Source organism: Pseudomonas sp. NPDC089395 (genome assembly GCF_044749525.1).
Classification (GTDB): Bacteria; Pseudomonadota; Gammaproteobacteria; order Pseudomonadales; family Pseudomonadaceae; genus Aquipseudomonas.
In genome coordinates, this window is sequence record NZ_JBIVID010000003.1 from 168,948 (window position 1) to 185,639 (window position 16,692).

General features: G+C 64.7%; 16 protein-coding genes. 9 read left to right on the plus strand and 7 right to left on the minus strand.

Features of this window, described 5'->3' with window-relative positions:
- Positions 1-40: 40 nt before the first annotated feature.
- Positions 41-526 carry a flavin reductase family protein gene (locus ACIPZG_RS09200; protein WP_400712560.1) on the minus strand — a complete coding sequence of 162 codons (486 nt, stop codon included), beginning with the start codon at positions 524-526 and terminating at the stop codon, positions 41-43.
- A 317-nt stretch (positions 527-843) separates the two neighbouring features.
- Between ACIPZG_RS09200 and ACIPZG_RS09205 the strand changes: the two genes are divergently transcribed.
- Positions 844-2,247 (plus strand): purine-cytosine permease family protein, encoded by a 1,404-nt coding sequence (locus ACIPZG_RS09205; protein ID WP_400712563.1) that lies wholly within the window; start codon positions 844-846, stop codon positions 2,245-2,247.
- A gap of 129 nt (positions 2,248-2,376) precedes the next feature.
- On the opposite strand, the gene ACIPZG_RS09210 is transcribed toward ACIPZG_RS09205, so the two are convergent.
- Positions 2,377-4,002 (minus strand): methyl-accepting chemotaxis protein, encoded by a 1,626-nt coding sequence (locus tag ACIPZG_RS09210; RefSeq protein WP_400712566.1) that lies wholly within the window; start codon positions 4,000-4,002, stop codon positions 2,377-2,379.
- A gap of 214 nt (positions 4,003-4,216) precedes the next feature.
- Positions 4,217-5,416 carry an NAD(P)/FAD-dependent oxidoreductase gene (locus tag ACIPZG_RS09215; protein WP_400712569.1) on the minus strand — a complete coding sequence of 400 codons (1,200 nt, stop codon included), beginning with the start codon at positions 5,414-5,416 and terminating at the stop codon, positions 4,217-4,219.
- 539 nt (positions 5,417-5,955) lie between these two features.
- Here ACIPZG_RS09215 and ACIPZG_RS09220 point away from each other — a divergent pair.
- On the plus strand, positions 5,956-7,335 hold the full coding sequence (locus ACIPZG_RS09220; protein WP_400712571.1) for an NAD(P)-binding domain-containing protein: 1,380 nt from the start codon (positions 5,956-5,958) through the stop codon (positions 7,333-7,335).
- A gap of 95 nt (positions 7,336-7,430) precedes the next feature.
- Complete coding sequence (locus ACIPZG_RS09225) at positions 7,431-7,949, plus strand: RrF2 family transcriptional regulator (RefSeq protein ID WP_400643054.1); 519 nt, start codon at positions 7,431-7,433, stop codon at positions 7,947-7,949.
- A 132-nt stretch (positions 7,950-8,081) separates the two neighbouring features.
- Here ACIPZG_RS09225 and ACIPZG_RS09230 read toward each other — a convergent pair whose 3' ends face one another.
- On the minus strand, positions 8,082-8,993 hold the full coding sequence (locus ACIPZG_RS09230; protein WP_400712573.1) for an AraC family transcriptional regulator: 912 nt from the start codon (positions 8,991-8,993) through the stop codon (positions 8,082-8,084).
- Between the two features lie 102 nt (positions 8,994-9,095).
- Here ACIPZG_RS09230 and ACIPZG_RS09235 point away from each other — a divergent pair, with 102 nt between their 5' ends.
- Genes ACIPZG_RS09235 through ACIPZG_RS09255 form a run of 5 tightly spaced genes read left to right on the plus strand, consistent with a single transcriptional unit; the run spans position 9,096 to position 13,533 of the window.
- Positions 9,096-9,656, plus strand: coding sequence for a carboxymuconolactone decarboxylase family protein (locus ACIPZG_RS09235; protein ID WP_400712574.1), 561 nt, complete (start codon positions 9,096-9,098; stop codon positions 9,654-9,656).
- Positions 9,657-9,703: 47 nt separating this feature from the next.
- Positions 9,704-10,768 carry an acyl-CoA dehydrogenase family protein gene (locus tag ACIPZG_RS09240; protein WP_400712576.1) on the plus strand — a complete coding sequence of 355 codons (1,065 nt, stop codon included), beginning with the start codon at positions 9,704-9,706 and terminating at the stop codon, positions 10,766-10,768.
- Positions 10,765-11,586, plus strand: coding sequence for an ABC transporter ATP-binding protein (locus ACIPZG_RS09245; RefSeq protein WP_400712578.1), 822 nt, complete (start codon positions 10,765-10,767; stop codon positions 11,584-11,586). The genes ACIPZG_RS09240 and ACIPZG_RS09245 overlap by 4 nt, the downstream gene beginning before the upstream one ends.
- Positions 11,573-12,778, plus strand: a complete 1,206-nt coding sequence (locus tag ACIPZG_RS09250) for an ABC transporter substrate-binding protein (RefSeq protein WP_400712580.1) — start codon at positions 11,573-11,575, stop codon at positions 12,776-12,778. The genes ACIPZG_RS09245 and ACIPZG_RS09250 overlap by 14 nt, the downstream gene beginning before the upstream one ends.
- On the plus strand, positions 12,778-13,533 hold the full coding sequence (locus ACIPZG_RS09255) for an ABC transporter permease (protein ID WP_400643049.1): 756 nt from the start codon (positions 12,778-12,780) through the stop codon (positions 13,531-13,533). The genes ACIPZG_RS09250 and ACIPZG_RS09255 overlap by 1 nt, the downstream gene beginning before the upstream one ends.
- A gap of 119 nt (positions 13,534-13,652) precedes the next feature.
- Here the strand turns inward: ACIPZG_RS09255 and ACIPZG_RS09260 are convergent, their stop codons facing one another.
- Both ACIPZG_RS09260 and argC read right to left on the minus strand, forming a co-directional pair.
- Positions 13,653-14,339 (minus strand): GNAT family N-acetyltransferase, encoded by a 687-nt coding sequence (locus ACIPZG_RS09260; RefSeq protein ID WP_400712582.1) that lies wholly within the window; start codon positions 14,337-14,339, stop codon positions 13,653-13,655.
- A gap of 81 nt (positions 14,340-14,420) precedes the next feature.
- Positions 14,421-15,362 (minus strand): N-acetyl-gamma-glutamyl-phosphate reductase, encoded by a 942-nt coding sequence (argC, locus tag ACIPZG_RS09265; RefSeq protein ID WP_400712585.1) that lies wholly within the window; start codon positions 15,360-15,362, stop codon positions 14,421-14,423.
- Positions 15,363-15,484: 122 nt separating this feature from the next.
- Here argC and ACIPZG_RS09270 point away from each other — a divergent pair, with 122 nt between their 5' ends.
- On the plus strand, positions 15,485-16,366 hold the full coding sequence (locus tag ACIPZG_RS09270) for a LysR family transcriptional regulator (protein ID WP_400712588.1): 882 nt from the start codon (positions 15,485-15,487) through the stop codon (positions 16,364-16,366).
- A 112-nt stretch (positions 16,367-16,478) separates the two neighbouring features.
- Here ACIPZG_RS09270 and ACIPZG_RS09275 read toward each other — a convergent pair whose 3' ends face one another.
- Positions 16,479-16,685 carry a 4-oxalocrotonate tautomerase family protein gene (locus tag ACIPZG_RS09275; protein WP_400712591.1) on the minus strand — a complete coding sequence of 69 codons (207 nt, stop codon included), beginning with the start codon at positions 16,683-16,685 and terminating at the stop codon, positions 16,479-16,481.
- Positions 16,686-16,692 lie beyond the last annotated feature (7 nt).

Here is a 16,692-nt window from a genome sequence, read left to right on the forward strand (position 1 = left end):
TCGCCTGGCGCGCCAGGCGTCAGTGATAACGATAGGCGTCTCAGGCGAAGGCGGGCAGGCTGGCCATCTTGCCGCGGCAGTACACCATTGGCCGTGGCGCTTGCTCGGGGACGATCAGGTTGTGCACCTTGCCGACCATGATGGCGTGGTCGCCACCTTCATACTCGCGCCACAGTTCGCATTCGATCACGGCAGTGGCGCCGGCCAGGATAGGATTGCCCAGTTCGCTCAGGGTCCACTCGATGCCGGCGGCCTTGTCCTTGCCTTTTTTCGCGAAGGCATAGGCTTCGGCCTGTTGCTCGCCAGACAGCAGGTGGATGGCGAAGCGCTTGTTCTTGATCAGCACCGGGTAGGAGTCGGAGCTGTAGTTGGGGCAGAACAGCACCAGCGGCGGGTCCATCGACAGGGAGGAAAAGGCGCTGGCGGTGAGGCCGACGATCGAGCCGTCGTCGTCCAGGGTAGTGATGACGGTGACGCCCGACGGGAAGGAACCCAGGACGTTCTTGTAGACGGTTGCGTCGATCATGGCGAGTACCTCGAAAGGGCTGCGGTGGTCCGCGGTTTTTATCGTTGATGTGTCTGATGGTATACCGTAATACTCGATTTGCAAGCGGAATTTCGCAACGCCGCACATTCACGATGAATGGCGCAAAGCCGCATGAACAGGGGCTTTGACCAATGCACAAGGCTTTGGCACCGGCTGCTGAACCGGATCAGTTACAGATTTTTAGACCGCAGCAGTGTTGTCAAAAGCTTGGAATACCATAATATGGTCCGCAGCTGAGAGGCCGCCTTGATGCGGTTTCCTTACAAAGATAAAAACGACCTTTCGAGCTGAAAACCATGTCCCAACCGTCATCGCAACACCAGTTTGTCGAGAATCACACGGTCGATTACGTTCCACCTGCCGAGCGCCATGGGAAGGCGCGCGACCTGTTCACCCTCTGGTTCAGTACCAACATCGCGCCACTGCCCATCGTCACCGGCGCCATGGTGGTGCAGGTGTTCCACCTGAACCTGTTGTGGGGCCTGATCGCCATCGTGCTGGGTCATCTTCTGGGGGGCGTGGTCATCGCCCTGGCCTCTGCGCAGGGACCGCAGCTGGGCATTCCGCAGATGGTCCAGAGCCGTGGCCAGTTCGGCCGCTATGGCGCGCTGCTGATTGTGTTCTTCACGGCGCTGATCTACGTCGGCTTCTTCATTTCCAACATTGTCCTGGCGGGCAAGACCATCCATGGCATCGCGCCAAGCGTGCCGATGCCGGGCGCTATCGTCATCGGTGCCCTGAGCGCCACGGCCATTGGTGTGATCGGTTACCGCTTCATCCATATCCTCAACCGCATCGGGACCTGGGTGATGGGCTCGGCGTTGTTGGCCGGCTTCATCATGATGTTCGTTCAGGACCTGCCCGCCGACTTCTTCAGCCGGGGCGCGTTCAACCTGTCGGGCTTCATCGCCACCGTGTCGCTGGGCACGATCTGGCAGATCAGCTTCTCGCCGTACACCTCCGACTACTCCCGTTACCTGCCCAAGGAAGTGGGCATCGCCAAGCCGTTCTGGGCCACCTACTTCGGCGCGACCCTAGGCACCATCCTGTGCTTCAGCTTCGGTGCGGTGGCGGTGCTGTGCGTGCCGCAAGGCACTGACGCGATGGACGCGGTCAAGCAGGCCACCGGCTGGTTGGGGCCGATCCTGATGGTGCTGTTCCTGCTCAACATCATCAGCCACAACGCCCTCAACCTGTACGGCGCGGTGCTGTCGATCGTCACTGCGATCCAGACCTTCGTCGCCCAGTGGACGCCCAGCATCAAGGTGCGGGTGATCCTGGCTTCGGTGATCCTGATGGCTTGCGCCATGGTGGCGTTGAATGCCTCGGCGGACTTCATCGGCCAGTTCATCGGCCTGATTCTGGCGCTGCTGCTGGTGCTGGTGCCGTGGGCTTCGATCAACTTGATCGATTTCTACCTGATCAAGAAGGGGCAGTACGACATTGCCTCGATCTTCCAGGCGGATGGCGGGATCTATGGGCGCTTCAACCACCACGCGATCATCGCCTACGCGTGCGGGATCCTGGTGCAGCTGCCGTTTGCCAATACGGCGCTGTATGTGGGGCCGTATTCGAACATTGTCGAAGGGGCGGACTTGTCGTGGTTGTTCGGCTTGATCGTGACGGTGCCGCTGTATTACTGCCTGGCTACGCGGGGCAAGGCTGAGATGGTTGTGCGGGCTGTCAGCGTCAATGACTGACAATCGTAACTTGGGGCTGCTTCGCAGCCCTTTCGCGACGCAAGGCCGCTCCTACAGGAGATCGCGTGATCGTTGTAGGAGCGGCCTTGTGTCGCGAAAGGGCCGCAAAGCGGCCCCAGCTGTTTCAGATCAAACCTTGAACTGCGCCACCATGCCGTTCAAATCCACCGCCAACCGCGACAGATCCTGCGCCGCCGCACTGGTCTGATTGGCCCCCGCCGAAGTCTGCATCGCCAGGTCGCGAATATTCACCAGGTTGCGATCCACCTCCCGCGCCACCTGCGCCTGCTCCTCCGAAGCACTGGCAATCACCAGGTTGCGCTGGTTGATCGAGGCAATCGCCTCGGCAATCACCTCCAACGCCTGCCCCGCACCCTCAGCCACTGCCAGCGTCCCCGTGGCACGCCCCTGGCTGCTTTGCATGGCTGTCACTGCACGCCCGGTGCCGTTCTGGATCCCGGCGATCATCTGCTCGATCTCCGCCGTGGACTGCTGGGTACGGTGGGCGAGGGCGCGCACCTCGTCGGCGACCACGGCAAAGCCACGGCCTGCCTCGCCAGCACGTGCGGCCTCGATGGCGGCATTGAGTGCCAGCAGGTTGGTCTGCCCGGCAATTGCGCCGATCACGTCGAGCACGCGGCTGATCTCGTTGGCGTTGGTGGCCAGCTGTTCGATCTCGGCAGAGGTGCCGGTCACATCCGCCACCAGGTGCTGCAGCGAGGCCAGCGCCTGGTTGACCTGGTCGCGTCCGTCACGGGTAGTGCGGTCGGCGCCCTGGGAGGCGTCGGCGGTGCTCACCGCGTTGCTCGCCACTTCTTCCACGGCAACCGTCATCTGGTTGACGGCGGTGGCCGCCTGGTCGATTTCCGCGCTTTGCTGGTGCAGGCCGCGGCTGGTGTCCTCGGTGACGGTGTGCAGCTCTTCCGAGGCCGAGGCCAGCTGGTCGGAGGAGGCAGCGATCTTGCGGATGGTGTCACGCAGGCTGGCCTGCATGCGGCCCAATGCCCGCAGCAGCATGGCGGGTTCGTCGCGGCCAGTGACCTGGATGTCCTGGGTCAGATCGCCGGTGGCCACACGTTCGGCCACGGCCACTGCATCGGCCAGCGGTACGACGATGCTGCGGGTGAGCAGGGTAGCAATGGTGGTCAGGGCGAGGATGATCACCAGCAGCGAGCCGATGATGGCGTTGAAGGCCTGGTCGGCCACGTCGCTGCTGCGTTGCGAGGCCTGTTCGGCGCCGCTGCCGTTATAGACGATCAGCGCGGCCATGGCCTTCATCATGGCGTCCGCATGCTGGCTTAGCGAGCTATTGATCTGCTGCTTGGCTTCGGTCATGCGCCCGGCGAGGATGTCCTGCAGTACCCGCGCCTGAAGGTCGCGGTACTGATGGTGAGCGGCATAGAAGGCGTTGTACAGGGCGCGGTCGTCGGCGGCGATGATGGTGCTCTCATAGTGCTTGAGGTCACCGTCGAGCTGGGAATTGATGCTCTTGAGCAGTTCGACGTTGCGTGCCTGTTCGGTGGGGCTATCAGACAGCGCGGCGCGCAGGGTGACCGCGCGGGCGCGGCCGAGGTTGCTGCTGATGTCACTGAGGGCGACCACGGCAGGCATCCAGGTGACGCGGATCTGGTCCGTGGCCTTGTCCATCTGCCGGGTTTCGTAGAGTGCGAGCAGGCCCATGAACAGGACCAGGGTGCCCAACAGGGCGAATACGCTGGCAGCGCGAATACCGATCTTCATGTTCCGTAACTGCATGGAAATGCTCCTTGACGGTGGCGTGCAGAGCGTCAAGAGCGGGGGATGCCAGGCATCTTGATGCGCTGCGGATTTAAGTGTGTGCCTCACCCTCTCGAATACTTTTTTGATTTCGATGATGCCATATGGCCACCATCATTGGCCAGACATCCACCCTTGTGCCATGCATAGGCAGATCCGTCATTTTTTGGACGGATCTGCCGGGATCATGCGGTCAAACGATTGCGATCTGCGGATCTGCCGCTGCCAGTGCCACGGCGCGGTCGGCGGCAGGTGGGTAGATCCATACCGAGTTGATCTGGCGCTTGAGGTCCTTGCCTTCCTGGCCGTGCAGTTTCAGTTCGCGCTCCCAGCCTTCACTGTACGCCGCGCCCCATTCACCGAGGTCGAGGCAGGTGACGTACTTGGGCTGGCGGTAGACCACCGGCTGCACGCCGAGCAGGTCGGCCATGGCGTTGTTGCCACTGTGGCGGCCCATGGGGATGGCGTGCTGGCAGGTCATCAGGGCGTGGTTGCCGATTTCGTCGACGGCTGCCCAGGCGGTATCGCCCGTGGCATAGATATGCGGCTGGCCAATCACCTTGAGGTGGTCGTCGACCTTGAGCCGGCCGAAGTTGTCTCGTTCACCGGCTACCTGCGCGGTCAGCGGGCTGGCCTTGACGCCGACGGTCCAGATCACGGTCTTGCTGGCGATGTATTCGCCATTGTCGAGGGTGACGCCGCCGGCATCGACGGCAACCACCGTGGTACCGGTCAGCCATTCGACGCCAGCCTGCTCGGACGCGGCGACGATCGACGGTTTGATACCCGCGCCCAGGGCCGCGCCAATGCTGGCGCCACGGTCGACCAGCACGACACGCACATCGCTGTCACCGAGCAAGGCACGCAGGCGTGCGGGCATTTCGGTGGCGGTTTCGATGCCGGTGAAGCCCCCGCCGCAGACCACCACGGTGTTGCGTGCCGGCGAAGGGGGCAGGGCGGCGAGGCTCTGCAGGTGCTGCTCCAGGTGCATGGCCGATTCGATCTGGTCGACATCGAAGGTGTGTTCGGCCAGGCCCGGTACTGCCGGGCGTGCCACCTGGCTGCCGGCGGCGAGGATCAGGCGGTCGTAGCCGATCTGCTGGCGCTGGCCGTGGCTGTCGGTGTAGCTGACGCTGCGGGCGTCGGCGTCGATGGCCTCGGCATTACCCGTGATGAAACGCACGCCCACGGCCTCGAACAGTTCGCCCACGGGGGCTTTCAAGGTATGTGCATTGGCTTCGTAGAAGCGCGGGCGGATGCGCAGCTCGGGCTGCGGTGCGAGCACGCTGATGCTGAGGTCGTCGCGTTTGGCCTGGTCGAGCAGGCGGGCGGCGCTCAGGGCGCTCCACACGCCGGCGAAACCGGCACCGATGATCAGGATGTTGGATTTCATGCAGGTGCTCCGCAAAGGTCATACAGGGAAGAAGAGGGCTTCGATCCACACCGTAGGTGCCTCTCGAGTAACTACGACTCTATTGGTCGTAGTTTGCGTTTGCAAGTTTTTTCTTCGCGACGAGGGGGCAGTTCATCGGTCAACGCGTAGAAAGGCCTGTACTCAGGCGGCTGGCGGGCGGTTGGGCACAAACCTTGATATCCCCACCCCCATCCGTTATAGATAAAAAGGAAACCACAAAGAAAAGAGGCCATTTCAGCCCCCATGTACGAGATCACACGTATCTTGCGCCCCTCAGGCCCCCATTCCGCGCCCTGCGCTGATGGATACGGGCCCACCCCCATGACCCTCTCCCCGCTTTCAAGCCTGTATCACGTGTTGTCGATTCCGCCCGTCAACATCCTGCTCAGCCAGATGCGCAAGCGCCCCGTCCCTCCACCTGCACCGTAACGCCTGAATCGCTCCACCCCCGGCCTTATGCCGTTCGGGGTTGGGGAGCCTTTGCATTTTTTTCAGCGTTCAACTGTTCAGGAATCACTATGACTCTTCGTGTAGCTATCATCGGTGCCGGCCCGTCCGGCCTTGCGCAACTGCGTGCGTTCCAGTCCGCCCATGCCCAGGGCGCCCCCATGCCGGAAATCGTCTGCTTCGAAAAACAGGCCGACTGGGGCGGTATGTGGAACTACACCTGGCGCACCGGGCTCGACCAGCATGGCGAACCGGTGCACGGCAGCATGTACCGCTACCTGTGGTCCAACGGCCCCAAGGAGTGCCTGGAATTCGCCGACTACAGCTTCGATGAACACTTCGGGCGGCCGATCTCCTCGTACCCGCCGCGCGAGGTGCTGTGGGACTACATTCAAGGCCGCGTGAAAAAGGCCGGGGTGCGCGACTACATCCGCTTCAATACCGTGGTCAAGAACGTCAGCTTCGATGAACAGACGCGCGAGTTCACCGTAAGCGCCCATGACTACAGTGCAGGGGTTGGTATCGAGCAGGTGTTCGATTATGTGGTGGTGGCCAGCGGGCACTTCTCCACCCCGCACGTGCCGGCGTTCGAAGGCTTCGAGCGTTTCACCGGACGTATCCTGCACGCCCACGATTTTCGCGAAGCCATGGAATTCCACGGCCAGGATCTGCTCATTGTCGGCAGCAGCTACTCCGCCGAAGACATCGGTTCGCAATGCTTCAAGTACGGCGCGCGCTCGATCACCACGGCCTACCGTACGCAGCCGATGGGCTACAAATGGCCCAAGGGATGGGAAGAGCGCCCGCAACTGGTGCGGGTCGAAAACGACCTGGCGTTCTTCGCCGATGGGTCGAACAAGCGCGTGGATGCCATCATCCTGTGCACGGGCTACCAGCATCACTTCCCGTTCCTGCCCGATGATCTGACCCTCAAGACCAACAACCGCCTGTGGCCTGCGGGGCTCTACCAGGGTGTGGTCTGGGAGCAGAATCCGCAATTGCTCTACCTGGGCATGCAGGACCTCTGGTACAGCTTCAACCTCTTCGACGCACAGGCGTGGTTTGCCCGCGACTACATGATGGGGCGCATCAAGCTGCCGTCCAGGGCGGACATGCAAGCGGACAGCAAGCGTTGGCGCGAGGATGAGGAGGGCCTGGAAACCACGGCCTCGATGTATGAGTTCCAGGGTCGATACATCAAGCACCTGATCGGGCAGACCGATTACCCGAGCTTCGATATCGATGCAGTCAATCGCATCTTCCTGCAATGGAAGCAGGACAAGAAGCACGACATCATGGGCTACCGCGACAAGTCGTACCGCTCGGTGATCACCGGCACCAAGGCGGTGCCCCACCATACCCGCTGGATGCAGGCGATGGACGACTCGCTGCAAGAGTACTTGCGCGAGACGGACGGCAAGAAAGGCGAGGTGAAGGCGCTGCGCGGGTAGGCATTGGAGGCGCGCCAGCACCTGAAGTGGCAAGCCGCTTTGCGGTGCTGGCGCTACCGGCGTATGATTTGCGACAAAGTTGGTCGGAGATTGAAATGTCGCTCTACAGTGCTGGCGTCGAATATGGCATCCATTGCCTGCTATACCTCGTGGACGAGCGCGGCGACACGCGCGAGTCCAGCGTGCGCGACCTCGCAGAGCTGCAAGGCGTGCCACAGGAGTACCTGGCCAAGGTCTTCACCAAGCTGGCGCGCGCCAAGCTGGTGGTCGCCACGGAAGGGGTGCGCGGTGGCTTCCGCCTGGCCCGGCCGTCGGACGAAATCACCGTGCTGGACATCGTCAATGCCATCGACGGGCCGAAGAAGATCTTTGACTGCCGCGAGATTCGCGAACGTTGCACGCTGTTCGAGGGTTCGCCGCCTGGCTGGGCGACTGAAGGCACCTGCGCGATCCATGCTGTGATGCTGAGCGCGCAGAAGCGCATGGAAGAGGCGCTGGCCCAGCAGACGATTCTCGACCTGTCGCGCCGGTTCGGGCGCAAGGCCCCGGCGGAGTTCGGGCAGCAGGTGAATGCCTGGATGGGCGAGCGACGGATCCCGGCGAGTCAGGCTTGATGGGTTTGCCTGTACGGGCCCTATCGCCGGCAAGCCGGCTCCCACAGGTACTCCACCGGTCTTGGGTTCAGTGGGCTGCTACCTGTGGGAGCCGGCTTGCCGGCGATAGGGCCAGTACAAACCCCAAAATTTTCAGCGCCCCTCATGCTGCCGCCGATACGCCCCAGGCTGCACTCCCACCGCCTTGGCAAACGCCCGGGTAAACGCCGCCACCGACTGATACCCCACCTGCGCGCCCACCTGCTCCACAGTATTGCCCGCCTGCAGCAACTGGCAGGCATGGCGCATGCGCAACGCCAGCAGCACCTGCCCCGGTGACTGCCCGGCCAGCTCGTTGAACCGCTTGAAAAACGCCGACCGCGACAGCCCCGTACACCCCGCCATGCCTTCCAGCGTCCAGGCCTGCCCGGGCTGTTCGATCAACTGCTGCAGCAAGCCGGCAAACGCCGGCTGCCGCGCCAGGGCGACCAGGCCGCCGAGTGGCTGCCCGGCATGCACCTGCTGGCGCAGCACATACAGGAACAACAAGTGCGTCAGCCGTTCCAGCAGGGTCTGCGAGGGGGCTGGCAGGCGCTGGCATTCGTCCAGGATCAGCCCGAACAACGCCCGCGCCGCATGCCCGCTCGGCTCCTCGGCACGCAACAGGATCCACTCGGCCAGGCCCTCGATGATCAGTGACGACAAGCCAGGGCGAAAGTGAAAGAACCCGCACACCAGCCCCACGCCGTCCGCCGCGTTGGTATCCAGCGCCTGCATGGTCTGGCGCGGCTGGGCGCAGGCATTAAGCGGGTCCTGGTCGCTGGACAAGCGGTAACCCAGGTCGCGCAGCAGAAACACCGCGTCCCCGGTTTCCAGGCGCACTGCGTCGGCCTTGCCATCGATGTGCAGCCAGCAATGGCCCTGCACCACCACGTGAAAACTGGCCCGGCCCATGCCCTCGGTACTGGCATGCCAGCCGCCGCAGTAGCGGCCGACGTGGAACAGGCTGGCGTCTAACTCAAGGCCTTCTAATAACCAATCGACAAGTGGGCTGGATGAAATCATCTAATGTAAAGACTCAGGAGCAAGGAAAGGCGACTGATGAATATGGAGGGCGATTCTTATAACCAACAGACTGTATGGACACACACCGAAGGAGACCCCTCCATGTCCTCGCGCATTACTCTACACACTCTGCAGAGCGCCCCGGAAGCGGCCCGCCCGTTCCTTGAGAACGCCCAGAAGAATTCCGGCTTCATCCCCAACCTGCTGGGTGTGCTCGCCAATGCCCCGGCGGCCCTGGAAACCTACGTGACCGTCTCGGCCCTCAACGGCAAGGCCGAGCTGACCCTGGCCGAGCGCGAAGTGGTACAGCTGATCGCCGCCACCCAGCATGGCTGCGACTTCTGCGTGGCCGGCCACACGGCTGTTGCGCTGAACAAGGCCAAGCTGCCGCAGGAAGTGGTCGATGCCCTGCGCGCCCGTGGCGAGCTGCCGGATGCGCGCTACGAGACCCTGGCCGCGTTCGCCCGTGAAGTCATCGCCACCCGCGGCAATGTCAGCGAGGCCACCTACCAGGCCTTGCGCGAGGCTGGTTTCACCGAGGGCAACGCCCTGGAAGTGATTCTCGGGGTCAGCCTCGCAACCCTGTGCAACTTTGCTAATGTGTTCGCCCAGACGCCGCTCAACGACGAGCTCGGCAAGTACCGCTGGCAGCCTTCTGCATAAACCGCGCGGGGCGCCGTGGCGCCCGCGTTTTCAAAAGGAGTAGGGATATGCTTGATGCTGCATTTGCCACGTGGCTGGATGCCAATGCCGAGGCCATCGACCAGGGCCAGTGCGACCCGCAGTGGGTGCTGGCGCAGATTGCCGAGTCGCAACTGCTGCGCATCGGTGTCGACCCGGCACTGGGGGGCAGTGGGGGGGAGGTGACCGACGCCGTCGAAGCCATTGCCGCGATCGCCAGTCGTTCGCTGGCAACTGCCTTCGTCTGCTGGGGCCAGCGTGCCTTTATCGAATACCTGCTGCAAAGCCCCAACCAGGCCCTGCGCGCGCGCTTGCTGCCGAGCCTGCTGACCGGCGAGCTGGCCGGTGCCACGGGCCTTTCCAATGCCATGAAGTTTCTTTCCGGCATCGAGGCGCTGCAGGTACGTGGCCGCCCCGAGGCCGACGGCTGGGCCCTCGAAGGCCGACTGCACTGGGTAACCAACCTGCGCAAGAGCGGCTTCGTGGTGGCCTCCGCCATCGAAGACGATGCGGGCGGCGCACCCTTCGTACTGGCGATCCCTTCACAGGCACAGGGCCTGGAGCGCTCCGACGACCTGCAACTGATGGGCCTGCAGTCGAGCAACACGGCGGCACTGGCCTTCCACCAGGTGGCGCTCGGCCGCGACTGGCTGCTGCACGAAAACGCCCGCGAATTCCTGCCCAAGGTGCGCCCGGCGTTCCTCGCGCTGCAGTGCGGCATGGCCATCGGCCTGGCGCGCCGTTCGCTGGACGAAGTGCACGAGCACCTGCATGGTCGCCTGTCGTTCCTGGAAGAGCACCGCCAGGTCCTCAAGGAACGCCTGGAAAACACCGTGACCGAGCTCAAGCAGGGCCTGCTCGACGGGCGTTTCCAGGGCCAGCCGGCGGCGCTGTTCAAGCTGCGCATCACCCTCGCCGAAAGCGCGGCCGACGCCGTGCAGCTCGAATTGCAGGCCAGTGGCGGCAAGGCCTACCTCGACGAATTCGGCTCAGGCTTCGCACGCCGTTGGCGTGAATCGGCGTTCGTCCCCATCGTCACCCCAAGCCTGGTGCAACTGCGCGCCGAACTGCACCGCCAGGCGGCCACTGCATGAGCCACGCGTTACTCGAAGCCCGCGATATCAGCCTGGGCTACCCGCGCGAGGGCGGCTGGCAGGCGGTGCTGGCGCGTTTCGACCTGCAACTGGCGCCAGGCGAGGTGGTGACCATCCTCGGTCCCAGCGGGGTCGGCAAGTCCAGCCTGCTGCGGGTGCTGGCGGGCTTGCAGCCGCCGCGCAGCGGTAGCGTGACCCTGCACGGCCAGGCGCTGCAAGGTCCGCACCCGCGTCTGGCGGTGGCCTTCCAGGACCCGAGCCTGCTGCCTTGGCTGAGCCTTGAAAAGAACGTCGCCTTCGGCCTGGATTTCGCCCGCCAGCCCAAGTTGGCTGCGGCCGAGCGCCGCGCGCGCATCGACCATGCGATCAGCGCCGTGGGCCTGGCCCATGCGCGCAACCAGTACCCGGCGCAACTGTCCGGCGGCATGGCGCAGCGCACTGCCCTGGCTCGCTGCCTGGCACGCCAGCCCGAAGTGCTGCTGCTCGACGAACCCTTCGGTGCCCTTGACGAAGTCACCCGCGCCGACATGCAGCAACTGTTGCTGCAACTGATCAGCACCCACAACACTGCAGCGGTGCTGATTACCCACGATATCGACGAAGCCCTGCTGTTGTCCGACCGGGTGCTGCTACTGGGCAACCACCCGGCGCACATCCTCGGCCAATGGTCCATCGACCTGCCGCAACCCCGGGCACAGCGGGTCGAGGAGCTGGGCGCGCTGCGCATCGAGATACTCAAAACCCTTCGGCGGGCCAGCCGCTCAGACGAAAACTCTTCCCCCTCGTTGCCTTCGGAGCCTGCCCATGTGCATGGATGACTGCTGTTCCTCCACGTCGCGTCGCGACTTCCTCAAGCTCAGTGCCATGCTCACCGCCGCCGGCGCCGTACCCTTGCTGTCGAGCCTGCAGGCGCGCGCCGCCGCAGAGCCGGATGCGCCGGTGCGCATCGGCTACCTGCCGATCACCGACGCCACGCCACTGCTGGTCGCGCACAACAACGGCCTGTTCGAGGCCGAAGGCATCAAGGCCGAGCGCCCGGTGCTGCTGCGCAGCTGGGCCCAGGTGATCGAGGCCTTCATCTCAGGCCAGGTCAACGTCATTCACCTGCTGTCGCCGATGACCGTGTGGGCGCGTTACGCCAGCAAGGTGCCGGCCAAGGTGGTGGCGTGGAACCACGTCGGCGGCTCGGGCCTGACCGTGGCGCCCGACATCACCGACCTGCAGCAACTGGGCGGCAAGACGGTGGCTATCCCGTTCTGGTATTCGATCCACAACGTGGTGCTGCAGCAGATGCTCAACGACAACGGCCTGACCCCGGTATCGAAACCGGCCAATGCGCCACTGGCGACCAACGAGGTCAACCTGCTGGTGCTGCCACCCTCGGACATGCCGCCGGCCCTGGCCAGCAAGCGCATTGCCGGGTACATCGTCGCCGAACCGTTCAACGCCCTGGCCGAGAACCTCAAGGTCGGGCGGGTGCAGCGTTTTACCGGCGACGTCTGGCGCAACCACGCGTGCTGCGTGGTGTTCATGCACGAACATGACCTGAACAACCGCCCCGAGTGGTCGCAGAAGGTGGTCAACGCCATCGTCAAGGCCCAGCACTGGACCCGCGACCACCGCGCCGAAGCCGCCGCGCTGCTGTCCAAGGCCGGCCCCAACAAGTACACCCCGCACGAGCCGGCGGTGCTGACCAAGGTGCTGGCCCCGGCCGCCGAAGACCGTGCCGGCTACATCGCCAGCGGCGCCATCCGCCACCAGCAATGGGACGAGAAGCGCATCGACTTCCAGCCATACCCGTTCCCCAGCTACACCGAGGAACTGGTCAAGCGCCTCAAGCACACCCTGATCGAAGGCGACAACGCCTTCCTCGCCGGCCTGGACCCGGCCCAGACGGCCCGCGACCTGGTCGACGAGCGCTTCGTGCGCAACGCCATCGCGGCCGTCGGTGGGCCATCGGTGTTCGGCATCGCCGACAACTTCGAGCGCAGCGAGGAGTTCGTGGTCTGATGCGCAAGCACGTCGTACATGCCGGCCTGGGGCTGGTGGGTTTGCTGGGGTTGCTGGTGCTGTGGTGGGCTGGTGTCGCGATGTTTGGCGAGGCCGACGGCCTGTCGGCGCGCTTCTCGCCCCAGGCGACCCTGGCCAGCCTGATCGAGCTGCTGGGGCAGGGCGAGGTCTATGGGCATGTCTGGGTCAGCCTGAAGCGGATCCTGGTCGGGCTGTTGCTGGCGTTGCTGATCGGTGTGCCGCTGGGCCTGCTGGTGGGCAGCTACCGGCACCTGGAGGCCGCGACCACGCCGGCGTTCCAGTTCCTGCGGATGATCTCGCCGCTGTCGTGGATGCCGGTGGTGGTGATGCTGATGGGGGTGGGCGACCAGCCGATCTACTTCCTGCTGGCCTTTGCCGCCTTGTGGCCGATCCTGCTCAATACCGCGGCGGGCGTGCGCCAGCTGGACCCGCGTTGGCTGCAATTGAGCCGCAGCCTCAGCGCCACGCGCTGGGAGACCTTGTGCAAGGTGATCGTCCCCGGGGTGATCGGCCATGTACTGACCGGCGTGCGCCTGGCGATCGGCATCCTGTGGATCGTGCTGGTGCCGTGCGAGATGCTGGGGGTGAGTGCGGGGCTTGGGTATTTCATTCTCGATACCCGCGACCGGCTGGCGTACTCGGAGCTGATGGCGATGGTGCTGCTGATTGGTGTGCTGGGGTTCATGCTCGATGCCCTGGCGCGCGGGCTGCATCGGCGGTGGGTGCATGGCTGAAGATTGCTGGGGCCGCTCTGCGGCCCTTTCGCGACACAAGGCCGCTCCTACAAAAATCACGCGGTCCCTGTAGGAGCGGCCTTGTGTCGCGAAAGGGCTGCAAAGCAGCCACCAATAACTCAATGGACGGTCTTGCGCTGCTTCACACACTCACGCGCCAGCACTGCCAACTCATCCAGCCACTCATCACGCTGCTGTTCCGCCTCGATCATCGCATCCTCACCCTGCTGATTGAGCAGGTAAGTATGAATCTGATGCACCTCGGTGGTCTGGTAGATCGGCGCAATGTCCAGCCGCCCGATCAGCGCGCCGCTGGCCTGCCCGGTACTGCTCATCAATACCTGCGGCCCGCTGGCCGCCACCACCTGCATGCCCATGGCCTCGAACCACGGCACCTGGTGCGCGAAGGCGTTCAGCTCGACGCTGGCGAAGCGCTTCTGTACATCGCCCAGCAAGGCGCGGCCGACGCCTTGGCGACGATGAGCGGGCACCACGGCAAGAAAGGCCAGGGCACAGGCCTGCGGGTTGTCCTGGGCAGGCAGGGTCAAGGCGAAGCCAAGCAGCTGGTCCGGCGCCTCGGCGTCCAGCGCCAGGGTCAGCGCCACGGCCAGGCCGCGGGTGCCGTCCATGGCCTGCAGGTACTGATGCACCTCCATGCCGACACCGTACTGGTACAGCGGGTACAGCGGGTTGTCGGCACGAATGGCGACACTGCTCAGTTCGCCCACATGGTGGATCACCAGTTCGCGGATCTGGTTCTGGAAGGACTCGGGCGGCACGCTGTCGAGGCGGCTCAGGATGAACATCGGGGGACGGGCTCCGGCGGCTGTTGGATCACCCCGCGCCGGGTTGGCACGGGGTGCACAGTCTAAACCCTTTTTACCGGTTCAGCCTCGTGTCTGCAGCGCCGCGAGCATCAGGTCGAGGTTCTGCACCGCCGCGCCCGAGGCCCCTTTGCCCAGGTTGTCGAACACCGCCGTCAGCAGCACCTGGCCGTGCTCGGGGTTGGCGTACAGCGCCAGACGCAGGTCGTTGCTGTCGTTCAGCGCTTCGGGGTCGAGCGCGGTGGCCGGGCCGTGCTGGTGCAGGGGCATTACCTGCACATGGCGGGCACCTTGATAGTGCCGCTCAAGGCAAGCCTGCAGCTGTGCGGCGCTCACCTGGCCAGGCAGCAGACGCAGCTGCAGCGGGATGCTCAGGACGATGCCCTGGCGATAGGCGGCATACCCCGGCAGGAACACCGGCCGAGCCGACAGGCCAGCGTGCCGCTGGATTTCCGGCACATGCTTGTGCGCCAGATCCAGGCCATACATCTGCAGGGTAGGCGCCGACGCGTCGCCTTGCTGTTCATGGCGCTCGACCGCCGCCCGGCCACCCCCGGAGTAACCCGAAATGGCGTGGATGCTCAGCGGATAGTCAGCCGGCAGCAGGCCGGCCTGGACCAGCGGACGCAGCAGGGCGATGGCGCCGGTGGGGTAGCAGCCGGGGTTGCTGACGCGAGTGGACTGGGCAATGCGCTCGGGCTGCTGCGCGTCCAGCTCCGGCAGGCCATAGACCCAACCTGGGGTGGTGCGGTGCGCGGAGCTGGCATCGATCACCCGCACTGCCGGGTTGCGGATCGTGGCGACGGCCTCGCGGGCGGCGTCGTCGGGCAGGCAGAGCAGGGCGATGTCGGCGCTGTTGATCGCTTCGCTGCGGCGCAGCGGGTCTTTACGCTCGGCTTCGGGCAGGGTCAGCAGCTGCAGGTCGTCGCGGCCGTGCAGGCGGGCATGGATCTGCAGGCCGGTGGTGCCTTGGTCGCCATCGATGAAGACAACAGGGGTGCGCATGGTCGGGGTCCGGTGTGGAGAAGTTGGCCTATGCTCGCCTGTCGCCTTGGTAAAGGAAATTTGAATATCATGATGCTGTCATTCATTTTTTCTGAACGTTATGCCTTGTCAGGAACGTCCCCATGCGCGAAATCAGCCTCGACCGCCTGCGCACCCTGGTGGTCATCGCCGACCTCGGCTCGTTTGCCGAGGCCGCCCGCCAGCTCAACCTGGCGCCCCCGACCATCAGCCTGCACGTCGCCGAGCTGGAGGCGCGGGTCGGTGCGCCGCTGCTGACCCGTAATCGCAACCAGGTCCGCCCGACGGCCATCGGCGATACCCTGCTGGCCCGCGCCCGGCGCCTGCTGGCCGACGCCGACCTTGCGCTGGACGAAGTGCGCCGGCAAGTCGAAGGCCTGACCGGCCGGGTGCGCCTGGGTGCTTCGACCGGTGCCATCGCCCACCTGTTGCCCAAGGCACTGGAGCACCTGCGGGTGGCGCACCCGGGTATCGACGTGCAAGTGCAGGTGCTGACCTCCCAGGCGTCCCTGGCGCGGCTGCGCGAAGGCGCGCTGGACATCGGCCTGGTGGCCTTGCCGCAGGTGGCGGGCAAGGGCGTCAAGGTCACCCCCTGGCGGCGCGACCCGATCCTGGCCTACGTGCCTGCCGACTGGCAGCCGCCGGCCAGGGTCAGCCCAGCCTGGCTGGGGCAGCGCGCGTTGATTCTCAATGACAGCAGCACCCAGCTGTCGCGGGTGATCGGTGAGTGGTTCGCCGCCGCCGGGTTGTACCCCGAGCCGCGGATCGAGCTGAACTACAACGATGCGATCAAGAGCCTGGTGGGGGCCGGTTATGGCGCCACCTTGTTGCCCCAGGAAGGCGAGGCGCCGGGGCTGGACCGACGCATTGTGCGTCGGCCGCTGCGGCCTGGGTTGTGGCGGCAATTGGGGATTGCCTGCCGGGAAGGGGAGGTGGAAAGGGCCACCGGCTATGTGCTGGAGGCCCTGGAGCGGTTGCGCCAGTAAGGGGGCTGCTGCGCAGCCCAATCGCCGGCAAGCCGGCTCCCACAAAGACAGCACCGCGTTTCCCTGTGGGAGCCGGCTTGCCGGCGATTGGGCCGCAAAGCGGCCCCAGTTCTCAACCCCGCTCTCGCTGCCGCACCGCGGTCACCGTCTCCCCACCCACCCCCCAGTTATCCGTCGGCACCTCCTCGATCACCACGAAGGTACTGGCCGGCGGCTTGCCCAGCACCTGTTGCAGCAACCGGGTCGTGCCTTCGATCAACTGGCGCTTGTGCTCGGCACTGACGCCTTCGTCGGTCACCCGAATATGTACATAAGGCATGGCTTCA